22 protein-coding genes and 2 pseudogenes are annotated in these 15,010 nt (G+C 67.8%); all 24 read left to right on the top strand.

Annotated features, from left to right (window positions below):
• Window positions 1-261: 261 nt before the first annotated feature.
• The 24 genes and pseudogenes from RUMESO_RS01300 to rpsE all read left to right on the top strand — a co-directional run bounded on the left by RUMESO_RS01300 (window position 262) and on the right by rpsE (window position 15,008).
• Complete coding sequence (locus RUMESO_RS01300; RefSeq protein WP_037277396.1) at window positions 262-1,155, top strand: DMT family transporter; 894 nt, start codon at window positions 262-264, stop codon at window positions 1,153-1,155.
• A gap of 305 nt (window positions 1,156-1,460) precedes the next feature.
• Window positions 1,461-1,832 (top strand): 30S ribosomal protein S12, encoded by a 372-nt coding sequence (rpsL, locus tag RUMESO_RS01295; RefSeq protein WP_037277395.1) that lies wholly within the window; start codon window positions 1,461-1,463, stop codon window positions 1,830-1,832.
• Window positions 1,833-1,843: 11 nt separating this feature from the next.
• Complete coding sequence (gene rpsG / locus RUMESO_RS01290) at window positions 1,844-2,314, top strand: 30S ribosomal protein S7 (RefSeq protein WP_037277394.1); 471 nt, start codon at window positions 1,844-1,846, stop codon at window positions 2,312-2,314.
• Window positions 2,315-2,404: 90 nt separating this feature from the next.
• Window positions 2,405-4,522 (top strand): elongation factor G, encoded by a 2,118-nt coding sequence (gene fusA, locus RUMESO_RS01285; RefSeq protein WP_037277393.1) that lies wholly within the window; start codon window positions 2,405-2,407, stop codon window positions 4,520-4,522.
• An 88-nt stretch (window positions 4,523-4,610) separates the two neighbouring features.
• The gene (gene tuf, locus RUMESO_RS01280; protein ID WP_037277391.1) at window positions 4,611-5,786 is read left to right on the top strand and encodes an elongation factor Tu; all 1,176 of its coding nucleotides are present in this window, start codon (window positions 4,611-4,613) and stop codon (window positions 5,784-5,786) included.
• 128 nt (window positions 5,787-5,914) lie between these two features.
• Window positions 5,915-6,229: a 30S ribosomal protein S10 gene (gene rpsJ, locus RUMESO_RS01275; protein WP_037277390.1), complete on the top strand. Its 315-nt coding sequence runs from the start codon at window positions 5,915-5,917 to the stop codon at window positions 6,227-6,229.
• Between the two features lie 13 nt (window positions 6,230-6,242).
• Complete coding sequence (gene rplC, locus RUMESO_RS01270; RefSeq protein WP_037277389.1) at window positions 6,243-7,097, top strand: 50S ribosomal protein L3; 855 nt, start codon at window positions 6,243-6,245, stop codon at window positions 7,095-7,097.
• Window positions 7,097-7,714 (top strand): 50S ribosomal protein L4, encoded by a 618-nt coding sequence (rplD, locus tag RUMESO_RS01265; protein ID WP_037277387.1) that lies wholly within the window; start codon window positions 7,097-7,099, stop codon window positions 7,712-7,714. The genes rplC and rplD overlap by 1 nt, the downstream gene beginning before the upstream one ends.
• A complete protein-coding gene (locus RUMESO_RS01260; protein ID WP_037277386.1) occupies window positions 7,711-8,010 on the top strand; it encodes a 50S ribosomal protein L23 in 300 nt (99 codons plus the stop codon). Before rplD ends, RUMESO_RS01260 begins: the two co-directional genes overlap by 4 nt.
• Before the next feature lie 125 nt (window positions 8,011-8,135).
• Window positions 8,136-8,976 (top strand): annotated as a pseudogene (rplB, locus tag RUMESO_RS01255) (50S ribosomal protein L2).
• Between the two features lie 3 nt (window positions 8,977-8,979).
• Entirely contained in the window at window positions 8,980-9,258 is a 279-nt protein-coding gene (rpsS, locus tag RUMESO_RS01250; protein WP_037277385.1) for a 30S ribosomal protein S19, read from the top strand.
• A 3-nt stretch (window positions 9,259-9,261) separates the two neighbouring features.
• Window positions 9,262-9,654 carry a 50S ribosomal protein L22 gene (rplV, locus tag RUMESO_RS01245; protein WP_037277384.1) on the top strand — a complete coding sequence of 131 codons (393 nt, stop codon included), beginning with the start codon at window positions 9,262-9,264 and terminating at the stop codon, window positions 9,652-9,654.
• Window positions 9,654-10,391 (top strand): 30S ribosomal protein S3, encoded by a 738-nt coding sequence (gene rpsC, locus RUMESO_RS01240; RefSeq protein ID WP_037277383.1) that lies wholly within the window; start codon window positions 9,654-9,656, stop codon window positions 10,389-10,391. Before rplV ends, rpsC begins: the two co-directional genes overlap by 1 nt.
• A 13-nt stretch (window positions 10,392-10,404) precedes the next feature.
• Complete coding sequence (rplP, locus tag RUMESO_RS01235) at window positions 10,405-10,818, top strand: 50S ribosomal protein L16 (RefSeq protein WP_037277381.1); 414 nt, start codon at window positions 10,405-10,407, stop codon at window positions 10,816-10,818.
• Window positions 10,819-10,906: 88 nt separating this feature from the next.
• Window positions 10,907-11,113, top strand: coding sequence for a 50S ribosomal protein L29 (rpmC, locus tag RUMESO_RS01230; RefSeq protein WP_037277379.1), 207 nt, complete (start codon window positions 10,907-10,909; stop codon window positions 11,111-11,113).
• Between the two features lie 4 nt (window positions 11,114-11,117).
• Window positions 11,118-11,357, top strand: coding sequence for a 30S ribosomal protein S17 (gene rpsQ / locus RUMESO_RS01225; protein WP_037277377.1), 240 nt, complete (start codon window positions 11,118-11,120; stop codon window positions 11,355-11,357).
• A gap of 71 nt (window positions 11,358-11,428) precedes the next feature.
• Entirely contained in the window at window positions 11,429-11,797 is a 369-nt protein-coding gene (rplN, locus tag RUMESO_RS01220) for a 50S ribosomal protein L14 (RefSeq protein WP_002722508.1), read from the top strand.
• Entirely contained in the window at window positions 11,797-12,105 is a 309-nt protein-coding gene (gene rplX / locus RUMESO_RS01215) for a 50S ribosomal protein L24 (protein WP_037277374.1), read from the top strand. Before rplN ends, rplX begins: the two co-directional genes overlap by 1 nt.
• The gene (gene rplE / locus RUMESO_RS01210; RefSeq protein ID WP_037277373.1) at window positions 12,105-12,668 is read left to right on the top strand and encodes a 50S ribosomal protein L5; all 564 of its coding nucleotides are present in this window, start codon (window positions 12,105-12,107) and stop codon (window positions 12,666-12,668) included. Before rplX ends, rplE begins: the two co-directional genes overlap by 1 nt.
• A 20-nt stretch (window positions 12,669-12,688) precedes the next feature.
• On the top strand, window positions 12,689-12,994 hold the full coding sequence (gene rpsN, locus RUMESO_RS01205; protein WP_037277371.1) for a 30S ribosomal protein S14: 306 nt from the start codon (window positions 12,689-12,691) through the stop codon (window positions 12,992-12,994).
• 10 nt (window positions 12,995-13,004) lie between these two features.
• Entirely contained in the window at window positions 13,005-13,397 is a 393-nt protein-coding gene (gene rpsH, locus RUMESO_RS01200; protein ID WP_037277368.1) for a 30S ribosomal protein S8, read from the top strand.
• A gap of 10 nt (window positions 13,398-13,407) precedes the next feature.
• Window positions 13,408-13,946: pseudogene (gene rplF / locus RUMESO_RS01195) on the top strand (50S ribosomal protein L6).
• Window positions 13,947-13,958: 12 nt separating this feature from the next.
• Complete coding sequence (gene rplR / locus RUMESO_RS01190) at window positions 13,959-14,318, top strand: 50S ribosomal protein L18 (RefSeq protein ID WP_037277363.1); 360 nt, start codon at window positions 13,959-13,961, stop codon at window positions 14,316-14,318.
• Between the two features lie 120 nt (window positions 14,319-14,438).
• Window positions 14,439-15,008: a 30S ribosomal protein S5 gene (gene rpsE / locus RUMESO_RS01185; RefSeq protein ID WP_037277361.1), complete on the top strand. Its 570-nt coding sequence runs from the start codon at window positions 14,439-14,441 to the stop codon at window positions 15,006-15,008.
• Window positions 15,009-15,010: the final 2 nt, after the last annotated feature.

Below are 15,010 nucleotides of genomic sequence, written 5' to 3'. Positions count from 1 at the left end.
GTGGAAGCTGCGAGACATCCCAGAGGCTTCCATCGGAGGCGCGTCGCGGGTCCCGTTAACCTGTCGTCCTGCAGGTGTCTGCTCGGGTCGCTGCGTGGCAGAGCCATCGAAGGGTGGGCTCCGGCCCGCCATCAGACTTGGGCAGGCGGTGCTCCCGTAGCCGGCGGCGCATGGCGGGCCGGAGCTCGCCCTACGGGTGGTGCGTTTCCGGGATCGCCCGGTCTGGCCTCCGCCCCGCGCGGCTGATAGCCCACCGGGGCCATGACCTCCTCCCCGAACCTGCACGGCGCCGCGCTGATGGTCGCCGGCATGACCTCCTTCACGCTCTCCGACGCCTGCATGAAGGCGCTCGGGACGGCGATGCCGCTGTCGCAGTCGCTCCTCCTGCGCGGGGCCGCGGTCACGCTGATCCTGGCGCTGGTGCTGGGGAGGGCCCTGGCCGAGCCGGTCGGGCGGCGGGACTGGGGAATCATGCTCCTGCGCGCGGCGGCCGAGGCGGGGGCGGCGTGGTTCTTCTTCCTGGCGCTGGCGCGGATGCCGCTGGCCAACCTGTCGGCGGTGATGCAGGCCTCGCCGCTGGCGATCACGCTGGCGGCCTGGCCGGTGCTGGGGCAGCGGGTGGGGGCGGGGCGGCTCCTCGCCATCCTGGGGGGACTGGCCGGCGTCCTCCTGATCGTGCGGCCGGGGGCGGAGGGCTGGGGCTGGCCGGTTTGCCAGGCCCTGGGCTCGGTGGCCTGCGTGACGGTGCGGGACCTCGCCTCGCGCGGGCTGGGGCCCAAGGTGCCGACGCCGCTGGTGGTGCTGGTGACGGGGGCGGGGGTGGCGCTGTCGGGCGCCCTGGTCGCGCCGTTCCAGGGGGGCTGGGTGGCGCTCGACGGGCGGGCGGCGCTGCTGCTGGCGGCCACGACGGTCTTCGTGATGGGCGGCTACGGCGGGATCACGGCGGCCATGCGGCGGGGCGAGGTGAGCTTCGTCGCACCCTTCCGCTATGCGGGGCTGCTCGTCGCCATCGTCGTGGGGGTGGCCGCCTTCGGGACCTTTCCCGACTCGCCGACGCTGCTGGGCGCCGGGGTGGTGGTCGCGACGGGGCTCTTCACCCTCCTGCGCGAGGCCCGGCGGCCCCGGCCCGAGGAGGAGGCCGCGCCCGGCGTCTGACGGGGCCGCGACAGCCGGGCGCAGCCGGGCCGGGCTCTGTTGACATCCCGCCCTGTTGCCCATATGTCGCCCGCACCCTGACGAGGGGCGTGGTCCGTGCCGCGCGTCCGTCCGGGTGCCGAAGATTATCAGGTGCACGATCCGGGCCGGCAACGCCCCGATCCTCTGCGAGCCAAACCGCATCGGTCGCAGGTAGCGAGAACGATGCGGGCTTTTTGTGCTTCACGCGTGCCGTGGGGCTTCATCGACGGCGGAGCCCTTCGGGCCCGCGGCACAGAAACGGTAGGAAACGGGAAACAAACCCCATGCCGACGATCCAGCAGCTGATCCGGAAGCCCCGGCAGCGCCAAGTCACCCGGTCCAAGTCGCAGCACCTTGAGGGCTGCCCCCAGAAGCGCGGCGTCTGCACCCGCGTCTACACGACGACCCCGAAGAAGCCGAACTCGGCCATGCGGAAGGTCGCCAAGGTGCGCCTGACGAACTCGTTCGAGGTGATCTCCTACATCCCCGGCGAGAGCCACAACCTGCAGGAGCACTCGGTGGTGCTCATCCGTGGCGGCCGCGTGAAGGACCTTCCCGGCGTGCGCTACCACATCCTGCGCGGCGTCCTCGACACCCAGGGCGTCAAGAACCGCAAGCAGCGCCGGTCGAAGTACGGCGCCAAGCGTCCGAAGTGAGGATCTGAAGAATGTCCCGTCGTCACGCCGCCGAGAAGCGCGAGATCCTGCCCGACGCCAAGTACGGCGACCGGGTGGTCAGCAAGTTCATGAACAACCTGATGGTCGACGGCAAGAAGTCCGTCGCCGAGACCATCGTCTACAACGCCTTCGACCGGGTGCAGCAGCGTGCCCGCAAGGAGCCCGTGGAGGTCTTCCACGAGGCGCTGGACAACGTGAAGCCGGCCGTCGAGGTCCGCTCCCGCCGGGTCGGCGGCGCGACCTACCAGGTCCCCGTCGAGGTGCGCCCCGAGCGCCGCGAGGCCCTGGCGATCCGCTGGCTGATCGACGCGTCCAAGAAGCGCAACGAGAACACCATGGAAGAGCGCCTCGCGGGCGAGCTCCTCGACGCGATGAACGGCCGGGGCACCGCCGTGAAGAAGCGCGAGGACACCCACAAGATGGCCGACGCCAACAAGGCGTTCAGCCACTACCGCTGGTAACACCGGCACGGGGGCGCGCCCGGCGTGCCCCCGCCCATCCGTGACACGAACGCCCGGGGCCCCGCCTCGGACCAAGCGAGGAAAAGGCCCATGGCCCGCGAATACCCTCTGCGCCTGTACCGTAACTTCGGGATCATGGCGCATATCGACGCCGGCAAGACGACGACGACCGAGCGCATCCTCTACTACACCGGCAAGTCCCACAAGATCGGCGAAGTCCATGACGGCGCCGCGACGATGGACTGGATGGAGCAGGAGCAGGAGCGCGGCATCACGATCACGTCCGCCGCCACGACCACGTTCTGGGAGCGCACCGAGAACCCCGGTGAGCACGTCGGCGAGAAGCACCGCTTCAACATCATCGACACGCCCGGACACGTGGACTTCACCATCGAGGTCGAGCGCTCGCTCGCCGTGCTCGACGGCGCCGTCTGCCTGCTCGACGCCAACGCCGGCGTGGAGCCCCAGACCGAGACCGTCTGGCGCCAGGCCGACCGCTACGAGGTCCCCCGGATCGTGTTCGTCAACAAGATGGACAAGATCGGCGCGGACTTCTTCAACTGCGTCCGCATGATCAAGGACCGCACGGGCGCGACCCCGTGCCCCGTCGCGCTGCCGATCGGGGCCGAGGACAAGCTCGAGGGCATCATCGACCTCATCACGATGGAAGAGTGGACCTGGAAGGGCGAGGACCTCGGCGCCTCCTGGACCCGCCAGCCCATCCGTGACGAGCTCAAGGGCCTCGCCGACGAATGGCGCGGCAAGATGGTCGAGCTCGCCGTCGAGATGGACGACGACGCCATGGAGCGGTACCTCGAGGGCGAGGAGCCCGGGGTGGAGGAGCTGCGCAAGCTCATCCGCAAGGGCTGCCTGAGCATGGCCTTCGTCCCCGTGACCGCCGGTTCCGCGTTCAAGAACAAGGGCGTCCAGCCCATGCTGAACTGCGTGATCGACTTCCTGCCGAGCCCCCTCGACGTGCCCGCCTACCAGGGCTTCAAGCCGGGCGACGAGACCGAGACGCGGAACATCCCCCGCTCGGCCGACGACGAGCAGCCGTTCTCGGCGCTGGCGTTCAAGATCATGAACGACCCCTTCGTGGGCTCGCTCACCTTCACGCGCATCTACTCGGGCACCCTCAAGAAGGGTGACGGCATGCTCAACTCGACCAAGGGCAAGCGCGAGCGCGTGGGCCGGATGATGATGATGCACGCCATCAACCGGGAAGAGATCGACGAAGCCTTCGCGGGCGACATCATCGCGCTGGCGGGCCTCAAGGACACCACCACGGGCGACACGCTCTGCTCCGAGAAGGAGCCGGTGGTCCTCGAGACCATGACCTTCCCCGAGCCGGTGATCGAGATCGCCGTCGAGCCCAAGACCAAGGCCGACCAGGAGAAGATGGCGACCGCCCTCGCTCGCCTGGCCGCCGAGGACCCGTCCTTCCGCGTCGAGACCGACATCGAGTCGGGCCAGACGATCATGAAGGGCATGGGCGAGCTTCACCTCGACATCCTCGTCGACCGGATGCGTCGCGAGTTCAAGGTCGAGGCGAACATCGGCGCGCCGCAGGTGGCCTACCGCGAGACCATCTCGCATCCGGTCACGCACACCTACACGCACAAGAAGCAGACCGGTGGCTCGGGCCAGTTCGCCGAGGTCAAGCTCGACATCAACCCGACCGCTCCGGGCGAGGGCTACTCGTTCGAGTCGAAGATCATCGGCGGCACCGTGCCCAAGGAGTACATCCCGGGCGTCGAGAAGGGCATCAAGTCCGTCATGGACTCGGGCCCGCTGGCCGGCTTCCCGGTGATCGACTTCAAGGTCGCGCTGGTGGACGGCAAGTTCCACGACGTGGACTCCTCGGTCCTGGCCTTCGAGATCGCCTCGCGCATGTGCATGCGGGAAGGCCTCAAGAAGGCGGGCGCGAAGCTCCTCGAGCCGATCATGAAGGTCGAGGTGGTGACCCCCGAGGAGTACACGGGCGGCGTCATCGGCGACCTGACCTCGCGCCGGGGCATGGTGCAGGGGCAGGACAGCCGCGGCAACGCGAACGTCATCAACGCCTTCGTGCCGCTCGCGAACATGTTCGGCTACATCAACACGCTGCGCTCCATGTCCTCGGGCCGCGCGCAGTTCACGATGCAGTTCGACCACTACGAGCCGGTCCCCGAGAACATCTCGCAAGAGATCCAGAAGAAGTACGCCTGACGGCGACGCGGGGCGGCGATGCCCGCCCCGCACCCCCAGACTGCCGGGCCCCGGCCTGGTGAATGTGTGACGAACAGGAGAAGCCATCATGGCGAAGGCGAAGTTCGAGCGGAACAAACCGCACGTGAACATTGGGACGATTGGTCACGTGGACCATGGCAAGACGACGCTGACGGCGGCGATCACCAAGTACTATGGGGACTTCAAGGCCTACGACCAGATCGACGCGGCGCCGGAGGAGCGGGCGCGGGGGATCACGATCTCGACGGCGCACGTGGAGTATGAGACGGCGAACCGGCACTACGCGCACGTGGACTGCCCCGGGCACGCCGACTACGTGAAGAACATGATCACGGGCGCCGCGCAGATGGACGGCGGCATCCTGGTCTGCGCGGCCTCGGACGGGCCGATGCCGCAGACGCGCGAGCACATCCTCCTGGCGCGCCAGGTGGGGGTGCCGGCGCTGGTGGTGTACATGAACAAGATCGACCTGGTGGACGACCCCGAGCTGATCGAGCTGGTGGAGATGGAGCTGCGCGAGCTGCTCTCGTCCTACGAGTTCCCGGGCGACGACATCCCGATCATCAAGGGCTCGGCGCACCAGGCGATGATCGGCGAGTCGAAGGAGATCGGCGAGGACTCGATCCGGGCGCTGATGGCGGCGGTGGACGAGTACATCCCGACGCCGGTGCGGGCCGTGGACCAGCCGTTCCTGATGCCGATCGAGGACGTGTTCTCGATCTCGGGCCGGGGCACGGTGGTGACGGGCCGCGTGGAGCGGGGCGTGATCAACGTGGGCGACGAGGTGGAGATCGTGGGCATCCGCGAGACCCGCAAGTCGACCTGCACGGGCGTGGAGATGTTCCGCAAGCTCCTGGACCGCGGCGAGGCGGGCGACAACATCGGCGCGCTTCTGCGCGGCGTGAACCGCGACGACGTGGAGCGCGGGCAGGTGCTGTGCAAGCCCGGCTCGGTGAAGCCGCACACCAAGTTCGAGGCCGAGGCCTACATCCTGACCAAGGAGGAGGGCGGGCGCCACACGCCGTTCTTCGCCAACTACCGGCCGCAGTTCTACTTCCGCACCACCGACGTGACCGGCACCGTGCAGCTCCCCGAGGGCACCGAGATGGTGATGCCGGGCGACAACCTGAAGTTCAACGTCGAGCTCATCGCCCCCATCGCCATGGAGGACGGCCTGCGCTTCGCCATCCGCGAAGGCGGCCGCACCGTCGGCGCCGGCGTCGTGTCGAAGATCATCGCCTGATCCTCGCTTGACTTACCCGAGGGCGCGCGCTAGACGCGCGCCCTCAGCATTAGACGACCGGTCCGACGTGGCCCGGCAATCCCGCCGGTTCACCTCTCGACCGTTTTGAGCCTTGAAAGGCAAGACCGATGGCCGTCCAGAGCCAGACCATCCGCATCCGCCTCAAGGCGTTCGACTACCGCGTGCTGGATGCCAGCACCGCCGAGATCGTGTCGACCGCCAAGCGCACCGGCGCCAATGTCCGTGGCCCCATCCCGCTTCCGAACAAGATCGAGAAGTTCACGGTGCTGCGCGGCCCGCACATCGACAAGAAGTCCCGTGACCAGTTCGAGATCCGCACCCACAAGCGGCTCCTGGACATCGTGGACCCCACCCCGCAGACCGTGGACGCGCTGATGAAGCTCGACCTCGCCGCGGGCGTGGACGTCGAGATCAAGGTCTGAAGAGGGTCATCGGATGCTCCGTTCGGGCGTGATCGCAAAGAAGGTGGGGATGACCCGCCTGTTCCTGGAAGACGGCAAGCAGGTTCCCGTCACCGTCCTCCAACTCGACAACGTTCAGGTCGTCGCGCAGCGCACGGTCGAGAAGGATGGCTACAGCGCCGTCCAGCTCGGCGCCGGCGCCGCCAAGGCCAAGAACACCACCCAGCCCATGCGCGGCCACTTCGCCAAGGCGCAGGTCGAGCCCAAGCGCAAGATTGTGGAGTTCCGGGTCGACCCGGACAACCTGATCGGCGTGGGCGAGGAGATCATCGCGGCCCACTACTTCCCCGGCCAGTTCGTCGACGTGTCCGGCACGTCGATCGGCAAGGGCTTCGCGGGCGTCATGAAGCGGCACAACTTCGGCGGCCTCCGGGCGTCGCACGGCGTGTCGGTCTCGCACCGCTCGCACGGCTCCGTGGGCCAGTGCCAGGACCCCGGCCGCATCTTCAAAGGCAAGAAGATGGCCGGCCACATGGGCACCACCCGCGTGACCACGCAGAACCTGCAGGTCGTCCGCATCGACACCGACCGCGGCCTTGTGATGGTCAAGGGCGCCGTGCCGGGCAACAAGGGCGGCTGGGTCACCGTCAAGGACGCCGTCAAGAAGCCGGCGCCCGAGAACCTGATCTTCCCGGCCGCGCTGCGCTCGGCCGAGCGTGAGGCCAAGCGCCTCGCCGAGGAGGCCGCCGCCCAGGCTGCCGCCGAGGCGGAAGCCGCCGCGCGCGCCGCCGCCGAGGCCGAGCAGGCCGCCATCGAGGCCGCGGAAGCCGCCGCCAAGGAAGCCCCGGCCGGCGAAGAGCCCGCCGCTGACGAGGGGAGCGCCCAGTAATGCAGGCCCAAGCCATCACCCTCGCCGGCGAGAGCGCCGGCACCGTGGAGCTGGACGACGCGATCTTCGGCCTCGAGCCGCGCGCCGACATCCTGCACCGCGTCGTCCGCTGGCAGCGCGCCAAGGCCCAGGCCGGCACGCACTCGACCCTCACCCGGGCCGAGGTCAGCTACTCGACCAAGAAGATCTATCGCCAGAAGGGCACCGGCGGCGCTCGCCACGGGTCGAAGAAGGCGTCGATCTTCCGGCACGGCGGCGTCGCGAAGGGCCCGACCCCTCGCAGCCACGCGCATGACCTGAACAAGAAGTTCCGGAAGCTCGGGCTGATGCACGCGCTCTCCGCCAAGGCGCGTGCCGGCGAGCTGGTCGTGGTCGAGAACCTCGACATCACCGAGGCCAAGACCCGCATCCTCGCGAAGCAGGTCGAGTCGCTCGGCTGGAAGCGTGCCCTCGTCATCGACGCGGCGGTCAACGACAACTTCGCCCGCGCCGCCCGCAACATCGAGACCCTGGACGTGCTGCCGGCCATCGGCGCCAACGTCTACGACATCCTGCGCCGCGACACGCTCGTGCTCACCCGCGCCGGGGTCGAAGCCCTGGAGGCCCGCCTGAAATGACCGCGACCCCCGCCCAGTACGACATCATCCGCCGCCCGGTCATCACCGAGAAGGCCACGCTCGCGTCCGAATCGAACGCGGTCGTCTTCGAGGTCGCGCCGGAGGCGACGAAGCCCCTCATCAAGCAGGCCGTCGAGGCCCTGTTCGGGGTGAAGGTGAAGGCGGTCAACACCGTCGTCACCAAGGGCAAGAACAAGCGTTTCCGGGGCCGCCCCGGCACGCGCAACGACGTCAAGAAGGCCTACGTGACCCTCGAGGAGGGTCACACCATTGACGTCTCCACGGGTCTCGCGTAAGGGACCGCACCTGACCGGCCCCGGGCGCAACCCCGGGGCCTCGTCATTCCAAGCCGGGGACCTTCGGGGCCCTTCATCTAACGGACGCACCGTACGGTGCGCGAAGCAGACGGAAGACAGAAAGCATGGCACTCAAGTCGTACAAGCCGACGACGCCTGGCCAGCGTGGGCTGGTTCTGATCGACCGTTCGGAGCTCTGGAAGGGGCGCCCCGTCAAGGCGCTCACCGAAGGTCTGCACAAGACCGGCGGCCGGAACAACACCGGGCGGATCACGATGTGGCACAAGGGTGGCGGCGCCAAGCGCCTCTACCGCGTCGTCGATTTCAAGCGTCGCAAGTTCGACGTCCCCGCGACCGTGGAGCGGATCGAGTACGATCCCAACCGGACCGCGTTCATCGCCCTCATCCGCTACAATGATGGCGAGCAGTCCTACATCCTCGCACCCCAGCGCCTCGCGGTCGGTGACACCGTGGTGGCCGGCGCCAAGACCGACGTGAAGCCCGGCAACGCGATGCCCTTCTCGGGAATCGCCGATCGGGACCATCGTCCACAACGTCGAGCTGAAGGCCGGCAAGGGCGGGCAGATCGCGCGCGCCGCCGGGACCTACGCGCAGTTCGTCGGCCGCGACGGCGGCTACGCCCAGCTCCGCCTGTCGTCGGGCGAGCTGCGGATGGTCCGGCAGGAATGCATGGCCACCATCGGCGCCGTGTCGAACCCTGACAACTCGAACCAGAACCTCGGCAAGGCGGGTCGCTCGCGCCACATGGGCATCCGCCCGACCGTGCGCGGCGTCGCCATGAACCCGATCGACCACCCGCATGGTGGTGGTGAAGGCCGGACCTCGGGCGGCCGTCACCCGGTCACCCCCTGGGGCAAGGGCACCAAGGGCAACCGCACCCGCAATCCCAACAAGGCGTCGCAACGGCTCATCGTCCGCTCGCGCCACGCGAAGAAAGGCCGCTGATCCATGTCGCGTTCCGTTTGGAAAGGCCCCTTCGTCGATGCCTACGTCCTCAAGAAGGCCGAGGCCGCGCGGGGGTCGAGCCGCAACGAGGTCATCAAGATCTGGTCGCGCCGCTCCACCATCCTGCCCCAGTTCGTGGGGCTCACCTTCGGCGTCTACAATGGCAAGAAGCATATCCCGGTCAACGTCACCGAGGAGATGATCGGCCAGAAGTTCGGTGAGTACTCGCCGACGCGCACCTACTACGGCCACGCCGCCGACAAGAAAGCCAAGAGGAAGTAAGCCATGGGTCAGGAGAAGAATCCGCGCCGCGTGGCGGAGAACGAGGCGCAGGCGAAGTCGCGCATGCTGCGCATCTCACCGCAGAAGCTGAACCTCGTGGCCGCCATGATCCGGGGCAAGAAGGTCGAGAACGCTCTCGCGGACCTCACCTTCTCGAAGCGCCGCATCGCCGGCGACGTCAAGAAGTGCCTCCAATCGGCCATCGCCAACGCCGAGAACAACCACAACCTCGACGTCGACAGCCTGGTCGTCGCCGAGGCCTGGGTCGGCAAGAACCTGGTCATGAAGCGGGGCCGCCCGCGTGCCCGTGGCCGCTTCGGCAAGATCATGAAGCCGTTCTCGGAACTCACCATCACCGTGCGTCAGATCGACGCTGTCCAGGGGGAGCAAGCCTGATGGGCAACAAGGTCAATCCCGTCGGCATGCGTCTGCAGGTCAACCGGACCTGGGACAGCCGGTGGTTCGCCAACTCCAAGGACTTCGGCGACCTGCTGCTTGAGGACGTCCGCATCAAGGACTTCATCAAGAAGGAAGCCAAGGCCGCCGGCATCAGCCGCATCATCATCGAGCGTCCGCACAAGAAGTGCCGCGTCACGATCCATGCCGCCCGCCCCGGCGTCATCATCGGCAAGAAGGGCGCCGACATCGAGACGCTGCGCAAGAAGGTCGCGGCGCTCACGAAGTCCGAGCTGCACCTCAACATCGTCGAGGTCCGCAAGCCCGAGCTCGACTCGGCCCTGGTCGGAGAGAGCATCGCCCAGCAGCTCGAGCGTCGCGTCTCGTTCCGCCGCGCCATGAAGCGCGCCGTGCAGAACGCGATGCGCATGGGCGCCCTCGGCATCCGCGTGAACGTGTCGGGCCGCCTGGGCGGCGCCGAGATCGCGCGGACGGAGTGGTATCGCGAGGGCCGCGTGCCCCTGCACACCCTTCGCGCCGACATCGACTACGCGCTGAGCGAGGCCGAGACGCCCTACGGGATCATCGGCATCAAGGTCTGGATCTTCAAGGGCGAGATCATGGAGCACGATCCGCAGGCGCGCGACCGCAAGGCCGCCGAGCTGCAGGACTCGGCCGTTCCGCGTGGTGCCCGTCCCGAGCGTCGCGACCGTGATCGCGAACGCGGCGACCGGTAAGGAGTAGAGAAAAATGCTTCAACCGAAGCGCACCAAGTTCCGCAAGCTCCACAAGGGCCGCATCCATGGCGACGCCAAGGGCGGCTCGGACCTCAACTTCGGCACCTTCGGCCTGAAGGCGACCGAGCCCGAGCGCGTCACCGCGCGCCAGATCGAGGCCGCCCGCCGGGCGCTGACCCGTCACATGAAGCGCCAGGGTCGCGTCTGGATCCGCGTCTTCCCGGACGTGCCGGTGACCTCCAAGCCCATCGAAGTGCGCATGGGCAAGGGCAAGGGCTCGGTGGACTACTGGGCCTGCCGCGTGAAGCCCGGCCGCATCATGTTCGAGGTTGACGGCGTGCCCGAGGATGTGGCAAGGGAAGCCCTCCGACTCGCGGCGATGAAGTTGCCGGTCAAGACGCGCACCATCGTCCGCGAGGACTGGTAGGGATTTCGCGGGGCCCCCGTCGTTCGGGGGCCCTGTGCATTGGAAAAGCGGCGGCCTGGCTGCCGACTTCTGAGAGGAAGATACGGCGATGAACGCCAAGGACCTTCGCGGGCAGACGCCCGACCAACTGCGCGACCAGTTGGCGCAGCTCAAGAAAGAGAGCTTCAACCTCCGCTTCCAGCAGGCGACGGGTCAGCTCGAGAACACCGCGCGGATGCGGTCCGCTCGCCGCGAGGCCGCCCGCGTCATGACCATCCTCAACGAAAAGGCGGCCCAGGCCGCGCAAGAGGCCTGAGCCCATGCCCAAGCGCATCCTCCAGGGCGTCGTGACCTCCGACAAGAACGACAAGACGGTGACCGTCCTCGTCGAGCGTCGCTTCACGCACCCGATCCTCAAGAAGACGATCCGACGGTCCAAGAAGTACCGCGCCCACGATGAGCTGAACCAGTTCAAGACGGGCGACTCGGTCCGCATCATCGAATGCGCGCCGAAATCGGCATCGAAGCGCTGGGAGGTCCTCACGGCCGAGCAGGCCTGAGCGACCCTTCCGGTTCAAACGAAACCCAGGGGACACGGGCTCCCAGCCCCCCTTAGGTCGGGAGAAACCACATGATCCAGATGCAGACCAATCTGGATGTCGCTGACAACTCCGGCGCCCGCCGGGTTCAGTGCATCAAGGTCCTGGGCGGCTCGCACCGGCGCTACGCGTCGGTGGGCGACATCATCGTCGTCTCCGTCAAGGAAGCGATCCCCCGGGGTCGCGTGAAGAAGGGCGATGTCCGCAAGGCCGTCGTCGTGCGCACCGCCAAGGAAGTCCGCCGCGAGGACGGGACGACCATCCGCTTCGACCGCAACGCCGCCGTCATCCTGAACAACCAGGGCGAGCCGGTCGGCACCCGCATCTTCGGGCCGGTCGTGCGCGAGCTGCGCGCCAAGAACTTCATGAAGATCATCTCGCTCGCCCCGGAGGTGCTGTGATGGCCGCCAAGCTCCGCAAGGGTGATCGCGTCGTCGTGCTCGCGGGCCGCGACAAGGGCAAGACCGGCGAGATCGAGCAGGTCCTCCCCAAGGAAGGCCGCGCCGTCGTCGGCGGGATCAACATGGCGATCCGCCACGTGAAGCAGTCGCAGACCAGCCAGGGCGGCCGCGTGCCCAAGGCGCTGCCCATCGACCTGTCGAACCTCGCGCTCGTGGACGCCAACGGCAAGGCCACGCGCGTCGGCTTCCGCTTCGACGAGGCCGGCAACAAGGTCCGCTACGCCAAGACCACGGGGGACGTGATCTGATGCTCGACGCAGCCAACTACACCCCGCGCCTTAAGGCCGTCTATCGGGAGCGCATCCGCGCCGCCCTGAAGGAAGAGTTCGGCTACAAGAACGACATGATGATCCCGAAGCTCGAGAAGATCGTGCTGAACATCGGGGCCGGGTCGGAAGCCGTGCGCGATTCCAAGAAGGTCAAGTCCGCCCAGGAGGACCTGTCCACCATCGCCGGCCAGCGGGCCGTCATCACCAAGGCCAAGAAGTCGATCGCCGGCTTCCGGGTCCGCGAGGAGATGCCGCTCGGCACGATGGTCACGCTTCGGGGCGACCGGATGTACGAGTTCCTCGACCGCATCATCACCGTCGCCATGCCGCGCATCCGCGACTTCCGCGGCGTGAAGGGCACCAGCTTCGACGGTCGGGGCAACTACGCCTTCGGCCTCAAGGAGCACATCGTCTTCCCGGAGATCAACTTCGACAAGGTCGACGAGGTCTGGGGCATGGACGTCGTCATCTGCACCACCGCGAAGACCGACGCGGAAGCCAAGGCGCTGTTGAAGCACTTCAACATGCCCTTCAACAGCTGAGCCGCGGGAGAGAGAACACCATGGCCAAGAAATCCATGATCGAACGCGAGCGGAAGCGGCAGAAGCTGGTCGACCAGTACGCCGCCCGCCGGGCCGCTCTCAAGGCCTCCGCCGCGGACAAGAACGCCTCCGTGGAGGAGCGGTTCAAGGCGACGCTCAAGCTCGCCGAGCTGCCCCGCAACTCCTCGGCCACCCGCCTGCGGAACCGGTGCCAGCTCACCGGCCGTCCGCGCGCCTATTACCGCAAGCTGAAGATCAGCCGGATCATGCTGCGCGAGCTCGGCTCGAACGGCGAGATCCCCGGGCTGGTGAAGTCGAGCTGGTAAGGAGGTCACGATGAACGATCCTATCGGCGATATGCTGACCCGCATCCGCAACGCGCAGTCGCGGGGCAAGAACGAGGTCCTCACGCCGGCCTCCAAGTTGCGGGCCTGGGTGCTCGACGTGCTCAAGGACGAGGGGTACATCCGGGGTTACGAGCAGGTGACCGGCGCCGGGGGCCACCCCGAGCTGCGCATCGAGCTCAAGTACTTCGAGGGCACGCCCGTGATCCGCGAGATCAAGCGCGTCTCCAAGCCCGGCCGTCGCGTCTACATGGGCGTCAAGGAGCTGCCGCAGGTGCGTCAGGGCCTGGGCGTGTCCATCGTCTCGACGCCGCGCGGCGTGATGTCCGATGCGCATGCGCGCGCCGCCAACGTCGGCGGCGAAGTGCTCTGCACCGTGTTCTGAGGAGGCTTCCATGTCCCGTATCGGCAAGAAGCCCGTTCCGCTCCCGTCGGGCGTCACCGCCACCATCGACGGCCAGACCATCTCGGTGAAGGGCCCGAAGGGCACCCTGTCCTTCAAGGCCACCGACGACGTGACGATCGCGCAGGACAACGGCGCGGTCACCATAACGCCGCGCGGCCTCTCCAAGCGCGCCCGCCAGCAGTGGGGATGTCGCGCTCCATGGTGGAGAACCTGGTCACCGGCGTGACGCAGGGCTTCAAGAAGGAGCTCGACATCACCGGCGTGGGCTACCGCGCCAACATGCAGGGCAACACGCTCCGGCTCGCGCTCGGCTATTCGCACGACGTGAGCTACGAGCAGCCCGCCGGCATCAAGATCACCACGCCGTCGGCCCGTAACGACGTCATCGTGATCGAGGGCAACGACGCGCAGCAGGTGGGCCAGGTCGCCGCGGAGATCCGCGAGTTCCGGGGTCCCGAGCCCTACAAGGGCAAGGGCGTCCGCTACCGCGGCGAGTTCATCTTCCGCAAGGAAGGCAAGAAGAAGTAAGGAACGCACATCATGGCCAGCACGAAGCTCGAGCTGTTCCAGAAGCGCCGGATGCGCGTTCGGAACAAGCTCAAGGCGGTGAACGAGGGCAAGCTCCGCTTGTCCGTCCACCGTTCCAGCAAGAACATCTCGGTCCAGCTCATCGACGACGCCCGTGGCGTGACGCTCGCGTCCGCCTCGACGCTAGAGAAGGATCTGGGCCTGGTCGGCAAGAACAACGTCGAGGCCGCGGCCAAGATCGGCGCGACCATCGCCGAGCGCGCCAAGGCCGCCGGCGTGACGGAGGCCTATTTCGACCGGGGTGGCTTCCTGTTCCACGGCAAGATCAAGGCGCTTGCCGACGCGGCCCGTGAGAACGGGCTGACGATCTGAAGCGGCGGACGTCTGTCCGCACCTGCAGGGTGGGCGAAGAGCCCGCCCTCGATGACCGGGGCCGAAGGGCACTGCGGTTGATCCAAGCGGCGCGATGCGCCACCATCAAGGGAATGCCTTATGGCAGAACGTGAACAACGCCGCGACCGTCGGGACCGCGAGGACGCGGCCCCCGAGTTCGCCGATCGCCTCGTCGCGATCAACCGGGTCTCCAAGACCGTGAAGGGGGGCAAGCGCTTCGGCTTCGCCGCTCTCGTGGTGGTGGGCGACCAGAAGGGCCGCGTCGGCTACGGCAAGGGCAAGGCCAAGGAAGTGCCCGAGGCGATCCGCAAGGCGACCGAGCAGGCCAAGCGCAGCATGGTCCGCGTTCCCCTCCGGGAAGGCCGGACCCTGCACCACGACATCGAAGGGCGCTGGGGCGCCGGTCGCGTCGTGATGCGCACCGCCGTCGCGGGCACCGGGATCATCGCGGGCGGTCCGATGCGGGCCGTGTTCGAGATGCTGGGCCTTCAGGACGTCGTGTCCAAGTCGCTGGGCTCGAACAACCCCTACAACATGATCCGCGCGACCATCGACGGCCTGACCAAGGAAGCGTCGCCCCGGTCCGTGGCGCAGCGTCGCGGCAAGAAGGTGGCGGACATCCTCCGCACCCCCGAGACCGCCGCGCAGCCCGAAGCCGTGGAGGCCTGAGC

The sequence above is a fragment of the Rubellimicrobium mesophilum DSM 19309 genome (genome assembly GCF_000600335.2).
In the GTDB taxonomy this organism is placed as follows: domain Bacteria; phylum Pseudomonadota; class Alphaproteobacteria; order Rhodobacterales; family Rhodobacteraceae; genus Rubellimicrobium; species Rubellimicrobium mesophilum.
This window is presented reverse-complemented; position numbering and strand designations above follow the sequence as displayed.